Raw genomic sequence first — 26,739 nt, 5'->3', positions numbered from 1 at the left:
GGCTTACACCGATGCCGCGCTGGCGCCTAGTGTGTTTCGCGCATGCCGGCGGCAGTGCGAGTTTCTTTCGCGACTGGGTCAGCGCCCTGCCCGCCGATATCGACCTGTTGGCCATCCAGTACCCGGGCCGCGAAGACCGTTTCAGCGAGCCCTGCCTAGCCGACATGCAACGCCTGGCCGACGGCGCCGCCCATGCATTGCAGGATTACGCCGACCGGCCGCTGGCGTTGTTCGGCCATAGCCTGGGCGCGGTGGTGGCGTATGAAGTGGCTGCGCGCCTGGAGCAACGCGCAATCGCCGTCGACCACCTGTTCGTGTCCGCCCACCCGGCGCCGCATCGCCAGCGCGGCGGGCAGTTGCACCTGGGGCCAGACGCGGGGTTGCTCGACGATGTACGGCGCCTGTCCGAGCAGCCTAACCCTTTACTCGACGACCCGGCCCTGTGCGAACTGTTCCTGCCAGGCCTGCGCAATGACTACCGCATCGTTGAAACCTACCACTGCCCGCAACCACGGCCACTTAACAGCCGCATCGAGGTGTTCTACCCCGAACAAGACCCGGAAATCGAACTGGATGAAGCCACGGCCTGGCAAGCCGCCAGCCGCCAGCCACTGCACCTGCAGCGCTGGCACGGCGAACACTTTTACCTGATCGAGCAGCGCCAGGCGCTCATCGACGCCATCGCCGCGACGCTGCTGACCCTATCGCCCGCCCTGAAGGAAACCTGTTGATGAAAACACCCGACGCCTGTGATGGCCTGCCGGACATCCGTTACGCCATCGATTCACTGGACCACCAGATCATCGAACTCATGCGTCAACGCATGGCTTACGTCAAAGCCGCTGCACGCTTCAAACCGACCGAAAACAGCATCGCCGCGCCCGAACGCGTGGCCCAGATGCTGGCGCAACGCCGCGCATGGGCCGAACAGGCCGGGTTGGACCCGCACTTCATGGAAACCCTGTTCGCCCAAATCATCCATTGGTACATCGGCCAGCAAGTGTTGCACTGGCGCGCAACGAGAGCACCAGCATGAAGGCCGTTGCGCAGCTGGAGGGCCATGCCGCCGGACTGACCGAAGTGTTTGAGTGCGCCCGCCAGCGAGCTATCGAACACGGCGAAGCGGTGCTGGCCAGTTACTCGATGAGCGTGCCGACGTTGGACCTGCTGGAACTGTTCGCCAGCGTCGACCAGCCAGACGCGCAATGCTTGTTCTGGCGCGCACCGGAAGACGACAAAAGCCTGTTTGGCTGGGGCGTGGCGGCGCAACTCAGCGCCAGCGGCGAGCAGCGTTTTGCCTCGGTGGACGCGCAATGGCGGCACTGGCTGGAACATGCGGTGAGCCATGGCCCACGTGCGCCGGCAGTGTGCGGCGGCTTTCGCTTTGATCATCAAGTCTCGGCCAGCAGTGCCTGGCACGGCTTCGGCGATGCCTCACTGCTATTAATGACGCTGCTGCTGGTGCGCGACGGCGATGCCTGCTGGCTGCTGTGCCAACAGCGGATCGAGCCCGACGATGATGCGCAGCGCTGCTGCGAGCACGTGTTGCACGAATGGAACGTGCTGATGGACCGCTACGTGTCCGGCCCTCGCGCCACGGCGGCGCTGCATCACACCCGCGACCACAGCCTGCCGCGCGCCTGCTGGGAAAGCAAAATCGCCCAGGCCCTGGACGTGCTACGCGACACGCCGTTGAAAAAAGTGGTGCTGGCGCGCGAAGTGCTCAGCGAGTTTTCCCAGCCGATCAGTGCCGGGCGCACCTTGGCCGCCTTGGCGAGCAACGACCCCAGCGCCTACCTGTTTGCCTTCCGGCGAAAGCAAGCGTGCTTTATCGGCGCCTCGCCCGAACGCCTGGTGAAACTGCACGACGGCCACTTGCAAACCCTGGCGCTGGCGGGCACTGCCCGTCGCGACCCCAACCCCGAGCAGGATGCGCACCTGGCGCAAGCGCTGCTCGACTGCGAGAAGAACCAGCACGAACACGCGGTGGTGGTGCAGATCATTCAACGCGACCTGGCGCCCTGGGTGCAGCCGTTGCACCTGCCTGCCGCGCCGCACATCAAGCGCCTCAGCCGCGTGCAGCACCTGGCCACGCTGATCGAAGGCCCGCTGCGACCGCAGTGCAGTTTGCTGAAAATGGTGTCGATCCTGCACCCGACACCCGCCGTCGGCGGCCACGAACGCCAGCAGGCGCTGGAACATATCCGCGAGTTCGAGGGCTTTGACCGCGGCTGGTATGCCGCGCCACTGGGGTGGCTGGATGCCCAAGGCAATGGTGAATTTATCGTCGGCCTGCGCAGCGCCCTGTTGCACGGCAACCAGGCCCGCCTGTTCGCCGGGTGCGGCATTGTCGAGCATTCCGACCCGGCCTGCGAATACGAGGAAACCTGTATCAAACTGGCGGGGATGCGTGCGGCGTTGCTGGGGTGACTGCACGCCCAGTGCTTGAAGCAAGACCTGTGCAGGCCTACCCTGCACACGGAAAAACTCACCTCTTGAGTCAGGCAGACTTCGTTCGTCCAAAACCGCTCGATCACTCACATCACTTCTTTCGGCGCAAAGTTGGTAGTGACACGCCCCTTCATCCCGAGAATGCTGCTCCAGACCACCACAGGCAAGGCGACTGAACGACCGTATTCAAGTCTGGAACCCAAAGATGGCCCGATCGTGGTGCTGGGCGAGGCTGGGATGGGTAAGAGCAGGCTGCTTGAACAACTTAATAAAGACCGGTCCACGAGGCGAAGGCACTCGAATAGCAACCCTGCGAATTCAGGCCAGACCTGCTACTGATTGATGCCCTTGACCAATACCCTGCCAGCACGCGCAGTGAAGCACTCACGAAAACTCTGTCGCGCGACAGGACGGCCTAAGCGAATTAACGGAGCGTTTACCCACCACGCCCCGCCGTTCTCTGTGCACTAAAAGCGCCTACCCAAGATCAAGGCTAGCTTCTTGCACCCTGCGCAACAATCTTTTGTCATCAATCCCATTGATAGCACCCTAACGAAACCCGCATTCTAGAGGGCTAATCCCACGCTTATATCATTCCGAATGATAGTTACCTTTGTTTCATTCGATTCGTGACATAGCACCCCGCCGCGCATGATCCGCCCATCTCAAATACATCGGCGGATGCACCTCATGGAACAGTCACTCAAACATTTGCGCTTCCCCTTGGCGATCTTGGCCGTAGTGGTGATGAGCGCGTGCGGCAAGAGCCCGGAACAAGCGGCCGCCATGCCCCCTGCGAAGATCAGTGTGGCCAAGGTGCTCGAACAACCGGTCAACGAGTGGGATGAATTCACCGGTCGCCTGGAAGCGCCGGAGACCGTGCAGATTCGTCCGCGCGTGTCCGGCCAGATCGACCAGGTGGCCTTCACCGAAGGCGCCTTGGTCAAGAAAGGCGATGTGTTGTTCCAGATCGACCCGCGTCCGTTCCAGGCTGAAGTGCGCCGCCTCGAAGCCCAGCTTGCCCAAACCAAAGCCGCCGCCACCCGTAGCGATAACGAAGCGCAACGGGGCGACCGCCTGCGTCAGAGCAATGCGATTTCCGCCGAACTGGCCGACTCGCGCACCACCGTCGCCCAGGAAGCTCGCGCCGCTGTCGCCGGGATTCAGGCGCAGTTGGACCTGGCCAAGTTGAACCTGAGCTTTACCCGCGTTACCTCGCCGATCAGTGGCCGCGTCAGCCGTGCCGAAATCACCGCCGGCAACTTGGTCACCGCCGACGTCACCGCGCTGACCAGCGTGGTCTCCACCGACAAGGTCTACGCCTACTTCGACGCCGACGAGCGCGTGTACCTCAAGTACACCCAACTGGCGCGCGAAGGCCGCCGTGGCGCGACCACGCCGGTGTACCTGGGCCTGTCGAATGAAACCGGCAACCCGCACTTGGGCCAGATGAACTTCATCGACAACCAGGTCAACCCGGCCACCGGCACCATCCGTGGTCGCGCCGTGTTCGATAACAGCAAAGGCGAATACACCCCAGGCCTGTATGCGCGCTTGAAGCTGGTCGGCAGCGGCACCTACTCCGCCGTGCTGATCAACGACGAAGCCGTCGGCACTGACCTTGGCAAGAAGTTCGTGCTGGTGATGGACGGCGACAAGCCGGCGTACCGCTCGGTGGAACTGGGGCCGAAGATCGAAGGCTTGCGCATCGTGCGCAGCGGTTTGAACAAGGACGACACCATCGTCGTGAAGGGCCTGCAGCGCATTCGTCCGGGGTCGCCGGTTACACCGGAAACCATCCCGATGGCCAGCAAGGAAACCCTCGCCGCCTTGGCACAACAACGACAAGCGCTTGAAGCCAGCAACCTAGAGCAAGTGGCGCCGGATAAAGCCGCGCCAAAAGTTGCCAGCGTCGCGACTCCACGCGGTTAAGGGATACAACTCAAGATGAATTTTTCCAAGTTCTTCATTTCGCGGCCGATCTTCGCAGCGGTGCTGTCGCTGTTGATCCTGATCGCGGGTGCAATCTCGCTGTTCCAACTGCCGATCAGCGAATACCCGGAAGTGGTGCCGCCAACGGTCGTGGTACGTGCCAACTTCCCGGGCGCCAACCCTAAAGTCATCGGTGAAACCGTGGCCGCTCCGTTGGAGCAAGCCATCACCGGCGTCGAGAACATGCTGTACATGTCCTCGCAGTCGACCGCCGACGGCAAGCTGACCCTGACCATCACCTTCGCCCTGGGCACTGACCTGGATAACGCGCAGGTGCAGGTCCAGAACCGTGTGACGCGCACTCAGCCGAAACTGCCTGAGGAAGTGACCCGCATCGGTATCACCGTGGACAAGGCCTCCCCTGACCTGACCATGGTGGTGCACATCACCTCCCCCGACCAGCGCTACAACATGCTCTACCTGTCCAACTACGCCATCCTCAATATCAAAGATGAGTTGGCACGCCTGGGCGGTGTGGGCGATGTGCAGTTGTTCGGCATGGGCGACTACTCCCTGCGTGTGTGGCTGGACCCGAACAAGACGGCCTCGCGCAACCTGACCGCCACCGATGTGGTGACGGCCATTCGCGAACAGAACCGCCAGGTGGCGGCTGGGGCATTGGGCGCGCAGCCTGCCCCCAGTGACACCAGCTTCCAACTGTCGGTCAATACCCAGGGCCGCCTGGTCACTGAGGAAGAGTTCGAAAATATCGTGGTTCGTGCCGGCGCTAACGGCGAAATCACGCGCCTGAAGGACATTGCGCGGGTGGAGTTGGGTTCCAGCCAATACGCCCTGCGTTCGTTGATCGATAACCAGCCGGCCGTGGCGATCCCGATCTTTCAGCGCCCTGGCTCCAACGCCATCGACATCTCCAATGAAGTGCGCGCCAAGATGGCGGAGCTCAAACAGAGCTTCCCGCAAGGCATGGATTACCGCATCGCCTATGACCCGACCGTCTTCGTGCGCGGCTCCATCGAGGCCGTGGTTCACACCCTGTTCGAAGCGCTGATCCTGGTAGTGCTGGTGGTGATCCTGTTCCTGCAAACCTGGCGCGCCTCGATCATTCCATTGGTGGCGGTGCCGGTATCGTTGATCGGTACGTTTGCGGTGATGCACCTGTTCGGCTTCTCACTCAATGCGCTGTCGCTGTTCGGCTTGGTATTGGCCATCGGCATCGTGGTGGACGACGCCATCGTGGTGGTGGAGAACGTCGAGCGCAACATTGAATTGGGACTGGAGCCGTTCCCGGCCACTGAAAAGGCCATGACCGAAGTGACCGGCCCGATCATCGCGACCGCGTTGGTACTGTGCGCGGTGTTCATTCCGGCGGCCTTTATCAGTGGCTTGACCGGGCAGTTCTATAAGCAGTTCGCCTTGACGATTGCGATCTCGACGGTAATTTCGGCGTTCAACTCGCTGACCTTGTCGCCCGCACTGGCTGCGGTACTGCTTAAAGGTCACAACGCACCGAAGGACGGCTTCTCCAGGTTCCTCGACAAGATGCTGGGTGGCTGGTTGTTCAAACCGTTCAACCGCTTCTTCGACAAAGCCAGCCATGGTTACGTCGGTACTGTGCGCCGGGTGATTCGCGGCAGTGGCATTGCACTGTTCCTTTACGCTGGCCTGATGGTTTTAACCTGGCTGGGCTTTGCTCACACGCCGACCGGTTTCGTACCGGCCCAGGACAAGCAGTACCTGGTGGCCTTCGCGCAATTGCCGGACGCCGCGAGCCTGGACCGTACCGAAGATGTGATCAAGCGCATGTCCGACATCGCCATGAAACAGCCCGGCGTGGAAAGCGCTATCGCCTTCCCCGGCTTGTCGATCAACGGTTTTACCAACAGCCCGAACAACGGCATCGTGTTCGTGACCTTAAAGCCGTTCGATGAGCGTAAAGACCCGAGCCTGTCGGCAGGCGCGATTGCCGGTGCACTGAACGGCAAGTACAGCAGCATCGAGGAAGCCTACATGGCGATCTTCCCTCCGCCGCCGGTACAGGGCCTAGGGACGATTGGCGGCTTCCGCCTGCAGGTCGAAGACCGTGGCAACCTGGGGTACGACGAGCTGTACAAAGAAGTGCAGAACATCATCACCAAGAGCCGTGGCGTACCTGAGCTGTTCGGCCTGTTCACCAGCTACACGGTCAACGTGCCCCAGGTCGATGCTGCCATCGACCGCGAAAAAGCCAAGACCCACGGCGTGGCGGTCAGCGACATCTTCGACACCCTGCAGATCTACCTGGGTTCGTTGTATGCCAACGACTTCAACCGCTTCGGCCGTACCTATCAAGTCAACGTGCAGGCTGAGCAACAGTTCCGCCAGGATGAAGACCAGATCGGCCAACTGAAAGTGCGTAACAACAAAGGCGAGATGATCCCGCTGGCGACCTTTATCAAGGTCAGCGACACCTCGGGGCCGGACCGCGTGATGCACTACAACGGCTTTATCACCGCTGAAATCAACGGCAACGCCGCACCGGGCTACAGCTCCGGCCAGGCCCAGGCTGCGATTGAAAAACTGTTGAAAGAGGAACTGCCCAACGGCATGACCTACGAGTGGACCGACCTGACGTATCAGCAAATCCTCTCGGGCAACACGGCGCTGTTCGTGTTCCCGCTCTGCGTACTGCTGGCGTTCCTGGTACTGGCCGCCCAATACGAAAGCTGGAGCCTGCCACTGGCGGTGATCCTGATCGTACCGATGACGCTGCTGTCGGCCATTACCGGGGTGATTATCTCGGGCGGCGACAACAACATCTTCACGCAGATCGGCTTGATCGTACTGGTAGGCCTGGCGTGTAAGAACGCGATTCTGATCGTCGAGTTCGCCAAGGACAAACAGCAAGAAGGCCTCGACCCGCTCGCTGCGGTACTGGAAGCCTGCCGTCTGCGTCTGCGGCCGATCTTGATGACCTCGTTCGCCTTCATCATGGGTGTGGTGCCACTGGTGTTGTCCAGCGGTGCCGGTGCCGAGATGCGCCATGCCATGGGCGTAGCGGTGTTCTCCGGGATGATCGGCGTGACCTTCTTCGGTCTGCTGCTGACGCCAGTGTTCTACGTATTGATCCGTCGCTATGTGGAGCGCGGCGAAGCGCGCAAAGCGGCCAAGGCCTTGAAGCTGGAGACACAGCAATGAGTGTGAAAGTCTTTCTGCCGAGCTTGCTGGTCCTGGCGCTGAGCGCCTGTGCCGTCGGCCCGGACTACAAAACCGAGCAATTGGAGGCGGCCAACATCACGGCCGCCGCCGACACCAAAAGTTATGACCACGCCAAGTACGAAGGCATCTGGTGGCAGCAGTTCGACGACCCGACCCTCGACCAACTGGTGACCCAGTCGTTGAACGGTAACCGTGACTTGCGTGTGGCGTTTGCCCGTCTGCGCGCGGCCCGTTCCATTCGCGATGACGCAGCCAACGACATCATGCCGGTGGTCACCAGCCGTGCCAGCAGCGACGTGGGCAAAGGCCAGATCCCGGGCCAGACCACCAAACGCGTGAACAGCGAGCGCTACGACCTGGGCCTGGACATGGCCTGGGAAGTGGATTTGTTCGGCCGCATTCGCCGCAACCTGGAAGCCAGCGATGCTGAGCAGCAGGTGGCCGAAGCCGACCTGTACCAACTGCAAGTCACCATGATTGCCGAACTGGTGGACGCCTACGGCCAGCTGCGCGGTGCGCAGTTGCGTGAACGCATTGCCCTGGACAACCTGAAGAACCAGCAGGAATCGCGCACTATTACCGTCAGCCTGCGTGATGCCGGCGTCGGTGATCAGCTCGATGTGGAACGCGCCGATGCGCGTCTGGCCGCCGTTGAAGCCAGCGTGCCGCAACTGCAGGCCGAGCAAGTGCGCGAGCGGAACCGCATCGCCACCCTCCTCGGCCAGCGCCCCGACAAGCTCACCGTGGACCTGAGCCCCAAAGACCTGCCGGCGATTGCCAAGGCGTTGCCGATCGGTGACCCGGGGCAACTGCTGCAACGGCGCCCGGACATTCTCAGCGCTGAACGCAAACTGGCCGCCGCCACCGCGCGTATCGGCGTGGCCAAGGCTGACCTGTTCCCACGGGTCAGCCTCAGCGGTTTCCTCGGCTTTACCGCCGGGCGCGGTTCGCAGATCGGCTCGGCCGCAGCGAATGCCTGGTCCCTGGGCCCGAGCATTACCTGGGCGGCGTTTGACCTGGGCAGCGTGCGCGCACGTTTGCGCGGCGCGAACGCTGAAGCCGATGGCGCCCTGGCGACCTATGAGCAGCAGGTGTTGCTGGCGTTGGAAGAATCGGAAAATGCCTTCAGTGATTACGGCAAACGCCAGCAGCGCCTGGTCTCGCTGATCCGCCAAAGTGAGTCCAGTCGCGCGGCTGCCGACCTTGCGGCGATCCGTTATCGCGAAGGCACGGTGGACTTCCTGGTGCTGCTCGACGCGCAACGTGAGCGTCTGGCCGCTGAAGACTCCCAGGCCCAGGCCGAAGTGGACTTGTATCGCGGGATTGTCGCGATCTACAAGGCCCTCGGTGGCGGCTGGCAGCCGGACACGGTCGTCGCCAGCAGCAAGTGATGTAAAGAGCTCCTTTGGTTGGTCGCATCCAGCCAATTTTTAGCCCTGCGGTCCATTCGGTCGCGGGGCTTTTTTTGCTGATGATTTCTTGAAAGGTCATGAGATGAACCCTTTGGGTTCGGTGTTGCAGACGTTCGACGATTGTCGGTGTGGCGCAGCGTACCCCGTTTAAACGGGTTAAGGGTGAGCATCCCTGCTCGAACAAAAAAACCTTACTGTTTAAGTTGTCAGCGGAACAACACTGGCGACTGACACCGTTGGCGGCGACTGCTGGAAAAAATCAACCGTGCCATTAACGGTATTGAGTAAACTGGTGTTCTCCAATAACGTTTTACCCTCTTTAAGGGCGCTCAACGTTGGGGACGTCCTGATTAAACCCTGGCTACCTTTACGGCTACCACCCATCACGTTTTTGAGCGTGGCGAGTCCTTTCGCCACGATTTTAGGCGTCCCCACCCCCACACTTCTGACGCCCATTGCACTGAGGCGAATGATCGATTTCGTTGTGCCGACAACGGCCCCAGGAAGATTAAGCATCGATAGCACTGTCTTACCAATAGTTGAAAGTTTGGACGCTATTGCGGCGCCCTTGGCGACGCCGCTGACAGCACCGGACACCACGAACAGAGCGCCTACAGTCTCCACGCCTAGCCCGATAGCGCCCATGGCAACGCGACGGCGGTCGCCTGACGAAATCTCTTCAATATTGCCTTTGAACGGGATTAGGGTATTGATAATAAAGCTATCGATGGCATCCAAACGCTGCTGAATGGCCTCGTTATACGTCACGCCTAATGCTTGATTCAGCATAAACTGCTGGTTGACAAGCACGTCCTCCTCTCGCAACACCTTAAGAAGGTCAGTTGTCCGTTTCGACGAATAGGTATTCGGCAAGTCCCCTGAGAGGGCCCGATTCTTTACGGCTGGAAAGTGCCCTTTGACGTCAATATCAACCGGCAGCGTCGGGTTACTGCGCTGGCGCATGATGTACCCAAAGGCGTTGGTACCTGAATCGCTCATGTGCTTCATGGCGTCAATCAGATCCGGGCGCTCCACGTACTCTTGCGTCCTGAGGAGCAACTCATACACGTTGGCGCCCGCCGCGTCCTTGAGGAATAAAATAGGCCCTATTTTTTCCTGGGCCTGTTCTTGAGTGAGATCACCGTCTTGAGTCGAGGCGCCATAGACGGTGACCTCACCAAACGCCAACCGCCTTCTGTCTTCTACAGGCATTTCGCTAATCAGCATCTTGGTTGCAATGAAGTTTGCACTTGCAAAGTTGACCATCCCACGACTGAAGGGATGATGAAACACATCGTGGATCGGCTTCAGGCCCATGAGTTTTGTTTTTAACGTCTCAAATAGCTGTTTATCCAGAGGATCAACAAATTTCCACGCTTTGGTGTTTATATTTTCAGCCGTCAATGCGCCTGACAGATATAAGTCCTTGAGGGAAGCCGGTCCTGCGGCTTGCGCGAGTGCAGTCCCTCCGGACCCGCCTAACCATTGACTGAGCGTGTCCGCAAACAAATCGATCACCCCGGAAGAAAGTAACGAACTCGTCTCAACTATAACCGTTGGTTTATTCAGAAACGTACTAAAGCCGGGCGCCACCCTCTCTAGCTCTTTTTCGCCCGCTTCAAAACGGGTTTTAAGGAGTGGTTTGGCGGTATCAATATTAGTCGCCATTATGCTGCTGTCTTCCAGGCGGTCACTGTAAGCAGTCAGCGCGGCCTTGAGTGCCGCAGGCGAGTAATCATCCCTGTCGGTCACCACCCCTTGTGCCAGGGCCCAATCGTAAATAGGCCCTGCATTTTCCATTGCTTGCAGTTGTTCGTGTTCAGTTGAGAGAGGCGTCAGGAGGGCGCGTGAGCCGAGCTGTTCAGCGCTCATCAGGCGCGAACTGCCTTGGGAAGCCATTTCCACCAGTGCGGTTTGAACGCGAAGGCTGACAAGTGGCAACGTCCCCACACGTACTTTATCTGCCCCCTTTACCAGAAACTCGGGAGCCGCGGTCGCCAACAACGCATGTGTGACCAATATCGCTTGCTCAAGGGGCAGCTTCTTCTCTTTGACCAGGTGCTGTTCAAGCTCAGTACGCACCTCGAAGAGTGTTTTTCCGGTATTGGACGCTGAATACAGGTTGTAGCCAGCAATATGATTGCGTTGCGCACCCAGCGTTGGGTCTATGACGAGCAAATCACGGGTCATGATCATCTGTTTGCGATAGCTTGGCGAAGCCTCCCCGGTCGCATCGGATGGATCGTCTTTTAATGCCGTAAGAATGGGTTCACAACGCCTCAGTCCTGCGCCTTGAGTCAGCGCCTGGGTAATGAGCTCGTCGGCATTCTCGCGTATGTACTCCGAGCGCTTGCCTGCCCATGGTTTGGGCGAACAATCGAGCACCGTCAACTTCGGCGGTATGCTGGCGTCGGGCGCTGTCCGGCGTACTCTGATACGTTGCCCATCGCTCAGGGACGCTGGGGATTGCGGGTCCGTCAGAAAGTCTCGGGCATAGCTGCCCAATTCCGACCCTGGCGGCAGCGGGTTGAGTTTCCAGTTCAGCACGTTGTGCAGCTCCAAGGCACTGACCTTGGCAGGCAACTCGTCCATCCCGGCAAAGCGCAGCAGCTGCTGCGCGTCAGCTTTTGCGCCTGAATTGATGATATTTCCGGTCGTTTTCGCCTGTTCGATAGCGTTATCAAGAAGGGGGACCAGATCCGCCTTGGCTCTTACGTGCGCGGTCACGTTGTTCCATTGCCCGAGGCGACCACGGCTCTTGATAAACAACTGCCCATCTACCAGCCGAACTTGAGCGTTCCAATCCGCTTCGCACGTTCGCAAGATAGGCAGCAGGTAGGGATGGTCCCTCAGGTTCTTCAACAGTTGGGGTTTTGACTTATTGGCAAAGGCGAATGAGGACCCTGGCGTAATGGCCTGAACAATCATGCCTAAATCGATTTGCTCATCGCCAGGCTTGTCCTTGATGACGCCGAGCAATTGCTTTATCAGCGCGGCTTCTTGCTCTGTGCCCATGAACTCGCGCGATGCCAGTTCCCGAACGTCTGGGGAGCGCAGGGGGTCATCCGTCACCCCCACTGCGGGGAAACCGCTGATCCTGAGTTGGCCCGCCTGCGCATTGTTGAGAGGCCAGGTTGCGCCGTAGAACGCCATGACGTTTTCCGGCCAGAGAACAGCCCGGGAGCCGCCGACCAAGCCTGACTGTTGCGGGTCAAGTACGGCAGCGCTGGCAATGGCCTGGCGCCCTAGCGGCCACCAACCAGACCCGTCTGACGGCGTAAACGTGCGATGGGTGACTTTACCGTCCACGATCGATTGTGCTGTCAGCGTGCTGCCGTGTAGACGAAGCGAGCGAGGCACGAAATGTTGCGCCTTCATCCAGGCCCGCATTGCAGGCGTTCCCCACGACTGGTTGAAACGGCCCAGCCACTTGCCGACCGATGTGTCTGCCGACAGCGGCCGCCACAATCCGCTGTCGGCGTGCACATCGGCCATAAATTTGGCCAGTTCATCGTCAGCTTTTTTTGCACACTCACCGACGAATCCAACCCAAAGGGTGGCGTCGGCAAATTGAGGTTATGAGCGGATGAATCCGGCAGAACGGTCAACTGCGGATTGGGGAGCTCGTCCCCGTAAACGTTGGCGTGGGTGCCGAAAAACGATTCACTGTGCGAACGTTGTCCTGCATCGACGTTAATTAAACCCATGAACATTCTCCAGTTTGAAGGTGAGCGCATTCTGAAAACCGCCCTCCGCCCTCAAAATCGGAATTGTCCGAACGCTTCTAAGCATTCATGTGTACACATTTCAGTTCGCTGCCCAACCCTCTGGTGGGGCGCATCCAGGCGATTTTTTGCCTTATGTGTTGCGCGCAGTCTCTGAATATACCGGCCAGTGATGAGCCTCCCTGCTCGAAGCAATCGTCGTGATTATCTATGTTGCCAGGGAAATAGTACTGCCCGACGACACCGTCGGCGGTGATTGCTGGATAATATCGTTCGTGCCATAAGTCGTGTTGATCAAGCCGGTGTTCCCGAGTAGATCAATGGCCTCTTTGGGTACTGCCCCGTTTGGCGATAGCCTGATTAAACTCTGGGTATTTTTACCACCGCCACCCGCCAACTTTCTAAGATTAACCAGCCCTTTGCCCAATGCTTTAGGCACTACCGCGCCCACGCCAGTGACGCCGGCTGAAGTGAGTCGAAATAAAGACTTCGCGGTGCCCGTAACCGCCCCCGGAAGATTGAACATCGATAGCGCTGCGTTACCAAGCGCTGCAAGTTTGGTCGCTACCGAGGCGCCCTTTGCTATGCCATTGAAAGCACCGTAGACCACGAACAGAGCGCCTATAATTTCCACGCCCAGCCCGAAACCACCGATGATCATGCGCCGACGGTTGCCCGACGCGAGCTCTTCAATATTGCCTTTGAACGGAATCAGGGTATTGATGACAAAGGCATCCATGGCATCCAAGCGCTGCTGAAACGCCTCGTTGTACGTCAAGCCTGCGGCCTGCGTCAGCAGGAACCTGGGGTTGACAAGCAAATGCTCGTCCGCCAGCACCTTCAAGATTTCGTTTGTCCGACTCGATGAATAAGTATTAGGCAAATCGCCGGGTAGGCCCTGATTCTGTGGCGCAGGTTCGAAGTGCCAGCTGGTTTGAATATCAACCGGCAGTGAAGGATGGTCACTTTTGCGCAGGATGGGCCAATCCTTTAAGGCGTTTTTATTATACAACTCGCTCAGGCTGCTCATCGACGCGCACAACGCTGGGCGTTCTACGTATTGATTAGTCAACGGGAACAACTCATAACACTTGGCGCCCGATGCATCTTTGACAAATAGAATAGGTCCTATTTTTTGCTGGGCCTGCTCTTGAGTAAGCTCACCCTTCTCGGGCCGCTGAGACATTGAAGCCCCATAGACGGTGACCTCACCAAATTCCAACCGCCGTCTATCTTCGACAGGCATATCGCTCATCAGCATTTTCGTCGCGGTGACGCTCGCGCTCGCAAGGCTGAACGTTGCGAGCATGAAGGGGTGATGAAACACTTCGTGCACCGGCTTCAACTGCGCGAGCTTGATTTTTAATATCTCAAATACCGCTTTATCCAGTGGATCAATAAATGTCCATTTTTTTGAGTTTAAATTTCCAGCCGTCAACTGGCCTGATAAATAGAGGTCTCTGATGGAGCAAGGCCCGGCGGCAAGCTCGAATGCCGTCCCTTGAGGCCCACCCAACGCGTTACTGGCCGTGCTGGCAACAAAATCAACTATCCGGCTGCTGACAATTGACGACGCTGGGTCAAACAAAACCGTTGGCTTATTGAGAAACTTACTAAAGCCAGGGCACACCCTCGCCAACTCCTGCTCGCCCGCTTCAACACGGGTTTTAAGGGCTGACTTGGCCCTGTCAAAATCAGTCGCCATTAAACGGCTGTCGGCCAAGCGTTGAGTGTAAGCAGTCAGCGCGGTGTTGAGTGCCGAGGGTGAGTAGTCATCCCTGTCGGTCACCACCCCTTGGGCCAAGGCCCAGTCGTAAATAGGCCCTGCACTTTCCATTGCTTGCAATTGCTTGTGCTCAGGCGATAGCGGTGTCAGCAAGGCGCGTGAGCCAAGCTGTTGTGCGCTCATCAGGCGTGAACTGCCTTGGGATGCCATTTCCACCAGCGCTGTTTGAACGCGCAGGTTTACCAGTGACAACGTCCCCACCCGTACTGTATCCGCCCCCTTTACCAAAAACTCGGGAGCAGCAGTCGCCAATAAAGCATGTGTGACGACTATTGCTTGCTCGAGGGGCAACTGCTTTTCTTTGGCGATGTACTGTTCAAGCTCAGTACGCACCTGCACCAGCGTTTTTCCTGTGTTCGAGGCTGAATACAGGTTGTAGTCGGCAATATGATTACGTTGCGTACCCAGCGTTGGATCAATCACCAGCAGATCACGGGTGATGATCATCTGTTTGCGATAGCTTGGCGAAGCATCGCCGGTTGCAGATAACGGATCGTCTTTCAACGCAGTAAGAATGGGTTCGCAACGGCCCAATCCAGCGCCTTGAGTCAATGCTTGGGTAATCAGCTCATCGGCATTCTCGCGTATGTATGCCGGGCTCTTGCCTACCCATGGTTGGGGTGAACAATCGAGCAGCGTCAACTTCGGCGGTATGCTGGTTTCGGGCGCTGTGCGGCGTACTCTGATGCGTTGCTCGGCACTCAGGGAATCAGGTGATTGCTTATCCCCAAGATAACTTCGGGCATGGCTGCCCAGTGACGGTTGCGGCGCCAGTGGGTTGAGCTTCCAGTTCAAAACATTGCGCAACTCGCTGACAGAAAGGGTGGCCGGCAATTCGTTCTCGGTTGCAAACCGAAGCAGCTGCCATACGTCAGTGCTTGATTGAGAGCTGATGATTTTTGCGCTTTTTTCCGAGTGTTGGATGGCCCTGTTGAGTATTTCCGCCAGATTTGGATGGGTCAGAACGGTTGCCGTCACGTTACGCCACGCGTCAAGTTTGCCGTAGGCGTTTATAAACAGCTGCCCATCCACTAGCCGAACTTGAGCATTCGAGTCGGTCCGGTAAGCGCGCAAGATAGACGCCATCATGGGGTCACGCATCAGGGGCTGTAGTAGTTTGAGCCCCGCCCGATTGGCGATGGCGAGTGACGACCCTGGTTTTATGCCCTGCAAAATCGTACTCAGGTCGATCTGCTCATCGTCTGGTTTGTCTTGGACTTTACCGAGCAGCGTCTTTATCAGTGCGGTTTCATTTTCTACATCCATAAACTCACGCGCTGCCAGCTTGCGTATTTCAGGTGAGCGCATGGGATCTTCTCTCACGCGCTTGACTGGAAAACCGTTGGCGTTGAGTTGTTCGGCATCGGCCTGGCTGATCGGCCAATTCAGGCCGTAGAACGCCGCGATCTCTGAGGGCTGAAGGTGGGCTCCAGGGTTACCGCTCAGGCCCTTCCCTTGCGGATCAAGCATGGCAGCACTGGCAATGACCTGCTGCCCTATCGGCCACCAACCGGTTCCGTCAGAAGGGGTAAACGTGGTGGTTGTTTCTTTGTCGCCTACGAGCGATGTAACCGTCAGGGTGGAGCCGACGATGTGAAACCTAGGCATCACGAAATTGTGCGACTTTACCCAAGCCTGCACGGGCGGCGTGTTCCACGACTGAATAAAAAGGTCCAGCCATTTGCCGACCGACGTCTGTGGCGACAGTTTTTGCCCCCGCCAATCGTCCTGGTGCTTGTCAGCCAGCAATGTGGCCAGTTCTGCGTCAGCGTTTGTCTTAACCTCATCAGCCGGCAGGTCCGACTGAGCGATCGACGTCGCCAGGTTCAGCTCATTAGTTGGCGGATTTGATTGAGGCAAGAGCGCAAGGCTGCCTGAATCAATGCGGGATAGGCTCATTAAAAGTACTCCAGAGAAAGGAGCCTAATAGTCTGAGAACCGCTCGCCGCAACAGGATCAGCTTCTTCCGAAGCTGCTTTAGCAAAGTATATGTACGAATTACCACGCCTGAGCCTTGTGTCACACAGACGGTAACGCGTCACTCAGGATCAAACTGCGGTAGTGCCCCGGGTTGGAACCGGACCATTTGCGAAAGGCTTTGTAGAATGAGCTGACATCGGCAAACCCCAATCGCGCAGCGATTTCAACAAAACTGATGTCGGCCTCGGCCAGCCAGACAATTGCCAGCTCTTTACGGACACTGTCTTTAAGCCCCTGATAAGTCTGGCCCTCGTCCGCCAAACGACGACGCAGGGTTGAGGCAGAAATGCAGAGGCTGGCCGCCAGGCCGTCAGTTTCCGGCCACGTGTCTGGCGGCAGTTGGCGCAGGTCGTGCTTGATGCGGTTGGCGAGGCTGTCGGGGTCGCGATACTTGACCAATATGTTGGCCGGCGCATGCGCGAGGAAACGCTTGAGCTCTTCGGGGCTGCGCTTGATCGGCAGGTCCAGGCAATCAGCGGAGAAGATCATGCGGGTACGCGGCCGGTTGAAACGCAGGTTGTCGGAGAACATCACCCGGTAATCGTCATAGAAGCCCGGTTGCGAGCAACGCAGCTCAATGGCCAGGATCGGGATACGCCGGCCCGCCAGCCAACAGGCGACGCCGTGCACGATCATCCAGTAGGTGAAATAGGTAAACGCGCGTTTAGGCTCGGGTTCGAGCAATACGATTTCCGCCAGGCTTTGTTGGCGCACCAGTTGAGCGGGCATCTGCTCCAGCATCAAGGATAGAAAACCCAGGCCGGTTTCCAGGCTCGCGCCCAGAGTGGGTTGCGCCATCGCGGCGCGGCACAGGAACGCCAGGCTGCCGGACTTGAGCTTACGCGGGTCCATGCCAAAAAATTCATCATCCCTGCGCCGCGCCAACAAACGCCACAGCCGCGCGTACGCAGTGGCGGGTACGCGGGCGTCGGGCTGCTCGAGCAAGGCCGGGGCAATCCCGACTTTACTCAAGGCTTCGACCGTGGCCGCGCCGGGCGCGCAGCTTTGCAGCAAGGCCTCACGGACGAGATGGATGGAGATGGTGTCTTTTTCCGCCATGGGAGAAGGCTGTTCGGCTATGCATAAGATGGGGTGCATCATAAGGGCGGTTGCGATTCGCCACCACCGTTCAGCCGCAGTTCAGCAAAGGTCAATATTGGCTGTTTAGTAATGAGTATCATTATGTTACAAATTAGCATCCTCTCACGTCTTGATGCGGTGCCGAATGCTCGTTCCCTTTCTAATCATGTTGCGCGAAGGCATTGAAGCAGCATTGATCGTTGGCATCATCGCCAGCTACCTGCAACAGACCGGCCGCGGCCAGTGGATGCCGGCCGTGTGGATCGGCGTGTTTCTCGCCGCCGCCCTCGCCCTGCTGGTAGGCGGTGGCCTGGAACTGGTCAGCGCTGAATTCCCGCAAAAACAACAGGAACTGTTCGAAGGTGTGGTGGGCCTGGTGGCCGTGGGCATCCTCAGTTCCATGGTGTTCTGGATGCGCAAAGTAGCACGCTCGATCAAGCATTCCCTGCATGAGTCCCTCGACCACGCGTTGGCCGGCTCCAAGCACCAAGTGATCGCACTGATCGCCATGGTGTTTTTCGCCGTCGCCCGCGAAGGCCTGGAGACGGTGTTCTTTCTGCTCGCCGTGTTCCAGCAGAGCGAAGGCCCAGGCGCGCCGATAGGCGCCCTGCTCGGCCTGATCCTGGCGATCATCGTTGGTTTCCTGATCTACACCGGCAGCATGCGCCTGAACCTCGGCGCGTTCTTTCGCTGGACCGGCTTGTTCATCCTGGTGGTGGCGGCCGGCATTCTGGCTAACTCGGTGCAGGCCCTGCACGAGGCTGGTGTGTGGAACCACCTGCAAACCGTGCTGTTCGATTTCAGCGCGACGCTGCCGATGGATGGCCCGTTGGGCTCGGTGCTGGCAGGGATGTTCGGCTATCAGGATGCACCGACCGTCAGCACCCTGGGCGCCTATCTGATCTACCTGGTGGTGGCCCTGGTGATGTTCTTTTTGCCCTCGGCCCCACCCAAGCCCCTTGTCAAAACCTCTTCCGTTTCCAGTCAGTAAGGACCGCCTCTTGTCCAACCCAACCCCTCAAACGGCTCCGCCCTCCCGCGCCCTGCGCTGGGCGGTGGCCGGCTCGGTGGTCGTCATGATCGCCGCCGGTGCGTTGTTCTATTACGCCTCGCAATTGGCCGCGGCCAAGCGCCAGACCAACCACAATGAAATCGCCGTGACCATCCATGGCCACGCCTGCGAACCCAACGAGTTGAGCGTGCCTGCCGGCCGCGCCAGTTTCCGCATCATCAACCGCTCCGACCGGGCGGTGGAATGGGAAATCCTCGACGGTGTGCTGGTGGTTGAGGAACGCGAAAACATCGCCCCGGGCTTGAGCCAGGTGATCAACGCCAACCTGTTGCCCGGTGACTACGCGATCACGTGCGGCCTGCTGAGCAACCCGCGCGGCACGTTGCACGTCACCGCGACGGCTGAGTCCGACGCCCAGGCCAAGGCCAAGCCGTCGATGGTGGCCTTTATCGGCCCGCTGTCGGAGTTCCGCGTGTACCTGAGTGGCCAAGGCAGTGCACTGGTCAAGGCCGTGACCGCCCTGCAGCAGGCTATTGCGGCCGGCGACCTGGCCCAGGCGCAGGCTCTGTATGTGCCGGCCCGTGAGGCCTACCAGCGCCTGGCACCGGCATCGCAACGCCTGGCCGAACTGGACAACGCGATCAACGCACGCGCCGACTACTTTGAAAAACGCGAGCAAGACCCGGCGTTCAGTGGCTTCCACCGCCTGGAATACAGCCTGTTCCAGCAACGCAGCCTCGATGGCTTGGCGCCGATTGCCCAGCGCTTGGTCACCGACGTCACCACGCTCAAGCAACAACTGCTGGCCCAATCGCTGCCACCGGAGCAACTGGTGAGCATTGTGGTGCGCAACCTCAACAGCCTGGCGGACGTGCGCGCCGCCAGCGGTGAAGAGGAACGCTACAGCCATATCGACGTGAACGGTTTTGCCGCCAACCTGGAAGCCGCCCACAAGGTGGTGGAGTTGATGCGCCCGTTGTTGACCAAGTCTGCAGCTGACGTGCTGCCCAAGATCGACAGCGCCCTCGCCGACTTCGATGCACAGCTTAATGGTTTGAAAGTCGACGGCCAGTTTAGCCGCTACGACAGCGTCACCGCCGATCAGCGCAAGCAGATCGCCGACAAGGCCAAGGCTCTGGCCGTTGCACTCGATGGAATCGACCCCGCCCTTGGCCTTTCCGGCCTGCAGTGAAGACGACCTACTACATGAGTGATTCAGAACAGTTTTGCGCGCAACGCCGCCGAGTCCTGCTGGGCATGGCGGCCACCGGCGCCGCGATTGCCGGCAGCACCCTGAGCTGCCCGGCCATGGCCGCTGCGGCCGAGCAAGTCACCACCGCACCGCGCAGTGACAAGACCCAGGACCACCACGACTTTTTCGGCAAGCACCAGAGCGGCATCGTCACCCCACGCCCGGCCTGCGGCATGCTGGTGGCGTTCGACGTACTGGCCAGCGACCGTGAAGACTTGGAGCGTTTGTTCCGCACCCTGAACGAGCGCATCGCGTTCCTGATGACAGGCGGCACCGTGCCACAAGTCGACCCGAAACTGCCGCCCACCGATTCCGGCATTCTCGGCCCGGTGGTCAGCCCCGACAACCTGACCATTACCGTGTCCGTTGGCGAGTCACTGTTCGACGAGCGCTTCGGCCTTACCGCGGCAAAACCCAAGCGCCTGAGCCGCATGGTCGGTTTCCCTAACGACGCGCTCGAACCTGCGCAGTGTCACGGCGACCTGAGCCTGCAATTCAGCTCGAACACGCCGGACACCAATATCCACGCCTTGCGCGACATCGTGAAGAACCTGCCGGACCTGCTGTTGGTGCGCTGGAAGCAGGAAGGCAGCGTGCCGCCCCAGGCGCCTGCCAAGCCTGGCACGCCGGCCCAGAGCGCACGTAATTTCCTCGGCTTTCGTGATGGTTCGGCCAACCCGGACTCCAACGACGCCAAGGCCATGGACCAGATTGTCTGGGTGCAACCCAGCAGCGACGAACCCGCCTGGGCCGCCAATGGCAGCTACCAGGCCGTGCGCATCATCCGCAACTTCGTTGAGCGCTGGGACCGTACCCCGCTGCAAGAACAGGAAGGCATCATCGGCCGTATCAAGCCAACGGGCGCGCCGATGGATGGCCACACAGAAGCCCAGGTGCCTGATTACAGCAAGGACCCCGAAGGCAAATTGACCAAGCTCGATGCCCACATCCGCCTGGCCAACCCGCGCACCCCGCAGACTCAGGCCAACCTGATCCTGCGTCGGCCGTTCAACTACTCCAACGGCGTCAACAAAAACGGTCAGCTGGACATGGGGCTGTTGTTTATCTGCTACCAGGCTGACCTGGAGAAAGGCTTTATCAGTGTGCAAACCCGGCTCAACGGCGAGCCCCTGGAGGAATACCTCAAGCCGGTCGGCGGTGGGTACTTCTTCACCTTGCCGGGGGTCACCGGCCCCAAGGATTTCATTGGGCGCACGCTGCTCGCCGCAACGCACCCTCAAACCACTGCCAACACCTAAAACAAACCCGAGCGGAAAACGTCCCATGAAGAAGTCGACTATCGCGTTGTCGTTGTTAATGACCCTTTCGCCGCTGGCAGCGCTCGCCGCTACCGCCCCGCTGGACCTGGTAGGCCCGGTATCGGATTACAAGATCTACGTCACCGAAGAAATCGGTGAGCTGGTCACCCAGACCAAAGCGTTCACCGACGCCATCGACAAAGGCGACCTGGCCACCGCCAAGAAGCTCTACGCGCCAACCCGCGTGCATTATGAGTCCATCGAGCCGATCGCCGAGCTGTTCAGCGACCTTGATGCCTCGATCGACTCGCGTGTCGACGATCACGAAAAAGGCGTGACCGCCGAAGACTTCACCGGTTTCCACCGCATCGAATACGCGCTGTTCTCCCAGAACAGCACCAAAGGTCTGGAAACCCTGACCGCCAAACTCAACACCGACGTCAATGACCTGAAAACCCGTGTGGATGGCCTGACCTTCCCGCCAGAAAAAGTGGTCGGCGGTGCCGCAGCGTTGCTGGAAGAAGTCGCCGCCACCAAGATCTCTGGTGAAGAAGACCGCTACAGCCACACCGACCTGTATGACTTCCAGGGCAACATCGATGGCGCGAAGAAAATCGTCGACCTGTTCCGTGGCCAGATCGAGAAGCAAGACAAGGCCTTCCTGGCCAAGGTCGACAAGAATTTTGCCGCCGTGGATAAGATCCTGGCCAAGTACAAAACCAAGGAGGGTGGCTTTGAGACCTACGACAAGGTGAAGGAAAACGACCGCAAGGCGCTGGTGGGCCCGGTCAATACCTTGGCTGAAGACCTGTCGACACTGCGCGGTAAGTTGGGTTTGAACTGATCCAACCGCTCCCGTGCCGCCATTAAGGCGGCCGGGAACTTGGGGCGTTGCCTTAGGCCTTTATCATGCTCAGCGGATTAGAGACATCCAGCGGCGTGCCCATCGGTAAACCTGTTCTCGGGTTAATGACGTACAAAAATCCATCGACCTGCGTCGTCGTACCATCGCCCTTCTTTTTTTCTCCTTCGGAAGAGACAGACTGCAGGCCAGTTTTTGAGGCCTTCCCCGCCTTTTTAACGCCGCTACTCACCGCAAGGTAGGTGCGCAACTTTTCCTCCACGGCACCCAGCGCGGTCAACGCATCCAACTGCGGGCTCTTGGCCAACAATTTAGGCAACGCCAAGATGCCTTTTGTACCGGCTACCAACAGATCCGCCGAACCATCCAGCGGGTTTAAAAAAGCACTGACGGTGACCACACCCTTTTCCAGTACTTGAAAAGCCTTGGCTCCGAAGGGAGCAATGACTTTTGTGGACTTTATTAAAGGTTTCAAGCTGGACGCTGCGCCACCTATTAAGGCGCCTGCTGTATCGACAATCAGCCCTTTCGTACCTTCGACAAATTTGCCATTAGAGAAATCCATCATCGCGCCTACAAAGGGGATCATGCTCAACAGAATGCTCTTGTTGTTGCTCAACAGCGTGCGCTGTTCCTCCAGCGGTAACTCCCCCTTGGCAGCCTTCAAGACGGTGTCGCGGTGATGAACAAAATTGCCCTGCATTATCCGTTCGACAATCGACTGGGTTCGAGCTGATGCAAAACTGTCGGGCACAACGGTTTGCGCGCCGGCGTGTTCAGGTGGGGCCTGCAACGTGCCACCCAGTTGTTCGATGATAATGCCGGGCGACGTCGCACCAGGCCGAGGAGACGCGCTGGAACTGTAGGCTTTGAAATCAAACGATTCCACAGCCCCGTTTTGCAATTGAGTGATGGTGGGCGCCCACGGCCCATAAGTCTTGGGAACATCTTCCAGGCTACCGTCCAGGGTCAAATGTTCTGGAAGATCGCCGCGTTTGACGATCAGCATCTTATCCGGGAACACTTCAAAATAGCGGGTCGTTCCCTCGTACTTGCTGCTTATCAATGTCCCTTTTCGCCCTCGCCGTTCCTCGCGTTGCTCAGCTGTCTGATCCAACGTAGGCACAAGATCGACTTGCTCGCGCAAGGTAAACAGCTTGACTTCACCAAACTCCAGGGCCTGGCGGTCAGGCAAACTCAGGTCCGCAATCATACGCTTCGTGACAGTGCTCAAACCTTCCTTCAGGTTGTTCAAGTAGGTGTCAACTTCGCCGGGCAATAGGTCCTCTATATTGGGTAAGTTGGCAATCTTGGCGTCCAAGACCACAACATTTTTATCAACAGCCGCTTGGTCGTCCTTGCTCAGGCCTCGGTTAAAGTCAAACGGGCTTGTTTGCTTGGGCGGTTGAGGCACCTCCTCGCCTGGAGCCAGCAGCATCCAGCGACCCTTTTTAAGATCGCCGGTCATGTACGTTTCCACCAAAGAGCGAGTCGTCGGTTCAGACCCCTTCATGTTGCGACGCTCTTTCTGGCTTGCAACGCCTACCCTCAGAGCTAACAACTGTTCAACGCTGAGGTTCGCAAACTCCTTTTGCAAATGCGTCATCGCCAAGTCTTTTCGATTCGGCACCGGTACAACAAACATCTTCAGAGCGTGTACAAGTTGCTTGCGTTGGTCATCGAAGGCTTTAGCAGCCAGCTCATGCTGCTGCGGTGTGTATCGACCGTCCGCCGCCTTGGTGTAAAGCCCCTGCATCAGGCCCCACTCCATCAATATGTCGACCCCATAGTTATCCAACACAGCCGCTTCCTGCTCCGTTCGAGGCGACAGGCGGCTGAAGCTCATGATGTCCTTATAACTCATGGCCCGCGAACTCCCTGCACCACCCAGGCGCTCTGCCATTGCAACGCCCAGGCGCAGGTCGGACCATTCCATGGAGCCCACGCGCAGGGTGGCTGGGATGTCCCTTACGAGAAGCTCAGGCGCCGCGCTTGCCAGGAATAGATGGGCAACCAGCGCCGCAGCCTTGGGGTCGAGCCGCTTGTTTTTCATGAGGTGGGCTTCGATATCCGCCCGCAGCTGGGCCATGCTTTTTCCGCTGTTGCCTGCCTGATAGATATCAAACCCGGCGACTGTTCCTGGGCGCCCAGGGCTGTCAGGATCTATCTGCAGCTTTACCGCGGCAATGACCCATTGCGCGCTTTCCTGGGCTGTCAGTTGGGTTGTTCCCGAGGCCCCGCGAAAATTCCGCTTGCCGGCGATCTCGTCGCCCCACTGCCTCGCCACGCGACTGCCGAGTAGCTTATCCAAGAAGCGATCCGCCTGATTACGCAAAACATCGAGTGGTTTTTTCTCAAGAATCCCGCCCACATCCAGCACACGCAGGAGGCTGGACGTGTTCGGACTACGCGGCGAATCTTCATCGCTCAAATGGGCCAAATACGTTTTGTCAGCGGCAGACAAGTACCCTGGCGCCCAATCGCTCGATAGTAGCTGGGAGTAGTTTCCCTGGGGCGGAGGCGGCGCTAATGTCGCGGTGAGCCATTGCACGATATTACGCAATGCCCCCACGGTCTTTGGCGGCGCCATCCCGTGGGCTCGCAGGAGGTCTTCGATTTGCACCTCGGTGGCGCCGATCCTGGCCTGCGCCGAGGCGCTATTGATTGGCACCTTGATACCTCCCAGTGCAACCGCTTCGCCATCGGGCTTGTCTGCGATAAGCGTTGTAAGGATGGTTGTCATCTGGGCGCGCTGATCCAGCGAGTCAATAGCCTTCAGACTCGTTTCCACGCGACGCTCACGCTCAGCTTTTTTAGCCGGTGGCAACGCAAACCAATCGGCCTTCAATAGATCATGCTTGGCCCGCGTCAATTTGCCATCGCTGGCCGGAGGCTGCACGCCATACCACCGCAGAATCACATCACGGGAAAAGCCGTCGTTATCATCGCTGGCATACGGTATGCCCCTCCCCCGAGGGTCAAGGCCCTGCGCAGCAATACGCAACGTTGTACTGGCTTGCCACCAGCCCGATCCATCACTGGTGGTGAAGGTTTTCATACTCGTTACACCGTTACGAGTGACCATGCCACTGACCGAGTCAGGCTTGATAACCACCGACGACAACGCCATGCCCTTGCTCAGGAACCAAGCTTTGAGTTCCAGCGTATTAAACGCCGCGCGGTAGGCATCGTAGAGGGGAAAAATAGTGGTGCCGGGCAGGAGCTGGACGTTCTTGTCTGCCACACTCATCAAGGCTGAGCCACCCAGCGATAACTGGAGTAATCGATCGGCGTTTGAAGAGGCCTTAGAGGACTCGAAAAAGACAGGCTCTGCAGCGTTCGACGAGGGCGGCACAGTATCGGAAAGCGAGGCGATGGCCGACTTCACTTGCGCAACCGTACTGGGTGCCCCAAGCCCGGAATACGCCAGGACCTGACGCACATCGTACATGGGACGCGAATATAGGGCGTTACCGGTGGATTTGCTCAACGCCACGAGCCGCTGAAAATCGTTACTAAGGGTCGTGATAGCCGTTTGATCAGCGGCACTACCGCCTACCTGAACCTTACTGATCTCATCCTCAAGAGCGCTTTGCAGAGGCCGCCATTTGTTAGCGCTGTCGCGTATTTCAAGGTTGCCATCGGATACCCTGTAAACGCTGTCTTCACGGCCAAGCCCGGACTTATCAATGAACGTCTTGAACGCTGGCCTCGCCAGCCAATTGACAAAGAACTCACGTATATCCTGACTGAGCGACGTCAGCGTCGACCCTGTACTAACGACTGCGAGCTGACCACCCAGGTCGAGCGTTTCACCCTCTCCCTTGCCTTGAACCAGCGTCTGCAGTTGTGACGTCGTGTGAATGCGGTCATTGATATCACTGTTGGCCCGCACAAGTTCGTTGAACTTCCCGCGCCATAGGTTACGTTTGGCTTCGCTTATCGGCGGCCAGCCCTGCTTTCTAAGCTGTTTGCCAAGCGCGGCGCGCTCTTCTGGGTTGCTCGGTGGTGCCACAGCGTAAAAATCAAGAATCGCGTCGATGGAGCGAAACTCCCCCGTGTTCTTATCCGGCAGCAGAACCCCATAATTATCAGGGCTTAGCCTGCTCACAGCTTCGGCTACTTTTGCGCCGACGGCCCCCCAACCAAGTCCGTCGGTAAAGGTGAACCTTCGCGTGATTTTCTCACCGTTTTCAATCACCGTGCCTTCAACCGCATCGCTGAAAACACGCACTGTCGATAAATCCAAACCTTTGGAACTGAACCAGGCCATCACCTGTGGCGCGCGCACTGCGTCGTTGAAGGCATCAATGAAGGGTTTGATCGAGGAGTTGTTAGGAATTGTGCGCTGAGTGGGGACGCTGGTAATTAGCCATCGAACGAGGTTTTTTTGCAGTCGCTCATCAGCTTTTTTCGCGGCTTCTGACGCTGGAAAACCCGGACTTTTTAGCTCTGCTTCAGCCGGACTGTGAAAGCTGGCTGAAGCAATTGCGCGCCTTTCGCGTGTAAAGGGCTGGTCAAGCCTGACTTGCGCCAACTGCCCTGCCCACTGCCGTGGCGAGCCTGTAACCGTTGAATTTTCAGCTTCGCCGACCCGACCCGAAGGGCTTGGATCAATGACGGGTTTAAGGGTTACCGTGTCGCCATCGCGACCAGTCGAAAAGTAATCAGCCGTGGTCAAGCGATTTGTAATATTTGTCGACATTTCAAGTTCTCTTCACGATTGATCGCAAGAGTTCTTGCCCCTAAGAACCGTCCACCGGCAGATTACA

The 26,739-nt window shown here is 58.5% G+C and carries 14 protein-coding genes; 10 read left to right on the top strand and 4 right to left on the bottom strand.

All coding sequences use genetic code 11. The features are described from left to right. The first annotated feature begins 11 nt into the window (after positions 1–11). The 6 genes from K0P33_RS15170 to K0P33_RS15145 all read left to right on the top strand — a co-directional run bounded on the left by K0P33_RS15170 (position 12) and on the right by K0P33_RS15145 (position 8,990). A complete protein-coding gene (locus K0P33_RS15170; RefSeq protein WP_242156051.1) occupies positions 12–731 on the top strand; it encodes an alpha/beta fold hydrolase in 720 nt (239 codons plus the stop codon). Further along, a complete protein-coding gene (locus K0P33_RS15165; protein ID WP_242155955.1) occupies positions 731–1,036 on the top strand; it encodes an isochorismate lyase in 306 nt (101 codons plus the stop codon). The genes K0P33_RS15170 and K0P33_RS15165 overlap by 1 nt, the downstream gene beginning before the upstream one ends. Continuing rightward, positions 1,033–2,430, top strand: coding sequence for an isochorismate synthase (locus K0P33_RS15160; RefSeq protein WP_242155953.1), 1,398 nt, complete (start codon positions 1,033–1,035; stop codon positions 2,428–2,430). Before K0P33_RS15165 ends, K0P33_RS15160 begins: the two co-directional genes overlap by 4 nt. 711 nt (positions 2,431–3,141) lie before the next feature. After that, positions 3,142–4,383, top strand: a complete 1,242-nt coding sequence (gene mexE, locus K0P33_RS15155; RefSeq protein ID WP_242155951.1) for a multidrug efflux RND transporter periplasmic adaptor subunit MexE — start codon at positions 3,142–3,144, stop codon at positions 4,381–4,383. Positions 4,384–4,398: 15 nt separating this feature from the next. Then, positions 4,399–7,578: an efflux RND transporter permease subunit gene (locus tag K0P33_RS15150; protein WP_242155949.1), complete on the top strand. Its 3,180-nt coding sequence runs from the start codon at positions 4,399–4,401 to the stop codon at positions 7,576–7,578. After that, positions 7,575–8,990 carry a TolC family protein gene (locus tag K0P33_RS15145; protein ID WP_242155948.1) on the top strand — a complete coding sequence of 472 codons (1,416 nt, stop codon included), beginning with the start codon at positions 7,575–7,577 and terminating at the stop codon, positions 8,988–8,990. Before K0P33_RS15150 ends, K0P33_RS15145 begins: the two co-directional genes overlap by 4 nt. Positions 8,991–9,209: 219 nt before the next feature. Here K0P33_RS15145 and K0P33_RS15140 read toward each other — a convergent pair whose 3' ends face one another. From K0P33_RS15140 to K0P33_RS15130, 3 genes are all read right to left on the bottom strand, one after another. Continuing rightward, positions 9,210–12,506 (bottom strand): hypothetical protein, encoded by a 3,297-nt coding sequence (locus K0P33_RS15140; RefSeq protein WP_242155946.1) that lies wholly within the window; start codon positions 12,504–12,506, stop codon positions 9,210–9,212. A gap of 438 nt (positions 12,507–12,944) precedes the next feature. Next, complete coding sequence (locus K0P33_RS15135; protein WP_242155944.1) at positions 12,945–16,421, bottom strand: hypothetical protein; 3,477 nt, start codon at positions 16,419–16,421, stop codon at positions 12,945–12,947. A 120-nt stretch (positions 16,422–16,541) separates the two neighbouring features. Next, positions 16,542–17,561, bottom strand: a complete 1,020-nt coding sequence (locus tag K0P33_RS15130; protein WP_094951133.1) for an AraC family transcriptional regulator — start codon at positions 17,559–17,561, stop codon at positions 16,542–16,544. Between the two features lie 166 nt (positions 17,562–17,727). Here K0P33_RS15130 and efeU point away from each other — a divergent pair, with 166 nt between their 5' ends. From efeU to efeO (K0P33_RS15110), 4 genes are read left to right on the top strand one after another with little or no spacing between them, the layout of a single operon-like run. Then, the gene (gene efeU / locus K0P33_RS15125; protein WP_094951132.1) at positions 17,728–18,573 is read left to right on the top strand and encodes an iron uptake transporter permease EfeU; all 846 of its coding nucleotides are present in this window, start codon (positions 17,728–17,730) and stop codon (positions 18,571–18,573) included. Between the two features lie 10 nt (positions 18,574–18,583). Then, entirely contained in the window at positions 18,584–19,786 is a 1,203-nt protein-coding gene (efeO, locus tag K0P33_RS15120) for an iron uptake system protein EfeO (RefSeq protein WP_094951131.1), read from the top strand. Between the two features lie 14 nt (positions 19,787–19,800). After that, complete coding sequence (gene efeB / locus K0P33_RS15115) at positions 19,801–21,105, top strand: iron uptake transporter deferrochelatase/peroxidase subunit (RefSeq protein WP_094951152.1); 1,305 nt, start codon at positions 19,801–19,803, stop codon at positions 21,103–21,105. 25 nt (positions 21,106–21,130) lie between these two features. After that, entirely contained in the window at positions 21,131–21,949 is an 819-nt protein-coding gene (efeO, locus tag K0P33_RS15110; RefSeq protein ID WP_094951130.1) for an iron uptake system protein EfeO, read from the top strand. A gap of 52 nt (positions 21,950–22,001) precedes the next feature. Here efeO (K0P33_RS15110) and K0P33_RS15105 read toward each other — a convergent pair whose 3' ends face one another. Then, on the bottom strand, positions 22,002–26,672 hold the full coding sequence (locus K0P33_RS15105; protein WP_242155941.1) for a hypothetical protein: 4,671 nt from the start codon (positions 26,670–26,672) through the stop codon (positions 22,002–22,004). Positions 26,673–26,739: the final 67 nt, after the last annotated feature.

The sequence above is a fragment of the Pseudomonas sp. ArH3a genome (assembly GCF_022648765.1).
Classification (GTDB): domain Bacteria; phylum Pseudomonadota; class Gammaproteobacteria; order Pseudomonadales; family Pseudomonadaceae; genus Aquipseudomonas.
This window is presented reverse-complemented; position numbering and strand designations above follow the sequence as displayed.

Excerpts from the sequence above, each read along its gene's own strand:
- K0P33_RS15170 (WP_242156051.1), top strand. The coding sequence starts at position 12 with ATGCCGCGCTGGCGCCTAGTGTGTTTCGCGCATGCCGGCGGCAGTGCG.
- K0P33_RS15165 (WP_242155955.1), top strand. The coding sequence starts at position 731 with ATGAAAACACCCGACGCCTGTGATGGCCTGCCGGACATCCGTTACGCC.
- K0P33_RS15160 (WP_242155953.1), top strand. The coding sequence starts at position 1,033 with ATGAAGGCCGTTGCGCAGCTGGAGGGCCATGCCGCCGGACTGACCGAA.
- mexE (WP_242155951.1), top strand. The coding sequence starts at position 3,142 with ATGGAACAGTCACTCAAACATTTGCGCTTCCCCTTGGCGATCTTGGCC.
- K0P33_RS15150 (WP_242155949.1), top strand. The coding sequence starts at position 4,399 with ATGAATTTTTCCAAGTTCTTCATTTCGCGGCCGATCTTCGCAGCGGTG.
- K0P33_RS15145 (WP_242155948.1), top strand. The coding sequence starts at position 7,575 with ATGAGTGTGAAAGTCTTTCTGCCGAGCTTGCTGGTCCTGGCGCTGAGC.
- K0P33_RS15140 (WP_242155946.1), bottom strand. The coding sequence starts at position 12,506 with ATGGCCGATGTGCACGCCGACAGCGGATTGTGGCGGCCGCTGTCGGCA.
- K0P33_RS15135 (WP_242155944.1), bottom strand. The coding sequence starts at position 16,421 with ATGAGCCTATCCCGCATTGATTCAGGCAGCCTTGCGCTCTTGCCTCAA.
- K0P33_RS15130 (WP_094951133.1), bottom strand. The coding sequence starts at position 17,561 with ATGGCGGAAAAAGACACCATCTCCATCCATCTCGTCCGTGAGGCCTTG.
- efeU (WP_094951132.1), top strand. The coding sequence starts at position 17,728 with ATGCTCGTTCCCTTTCTAATCATGTTGCGCGAAGGCATTGAAGCAGCA.
- efeB (WP_094951152.1), top strand. The coding sequence starts at position 19,801 with ATGAGTGATTCAGAACAGTTTTGCGCGCAACGCCGCCGAGTCCTGCTG.
- efeO (WP_094951130.1), top strand. The coding sequence starts at position 21,131 with ATGAAGAAGTCGACTATCGCGTTGTCGTTGTTAATGACCCTTTCGCCG.
- K0P33_RS15105 (WP_242155941.1), bottom strand. The coding sequence starts at position 26,672 with ATGTCGACAAATATTACAAATCGCTTGACCACGGCTGATTACTTTTCG.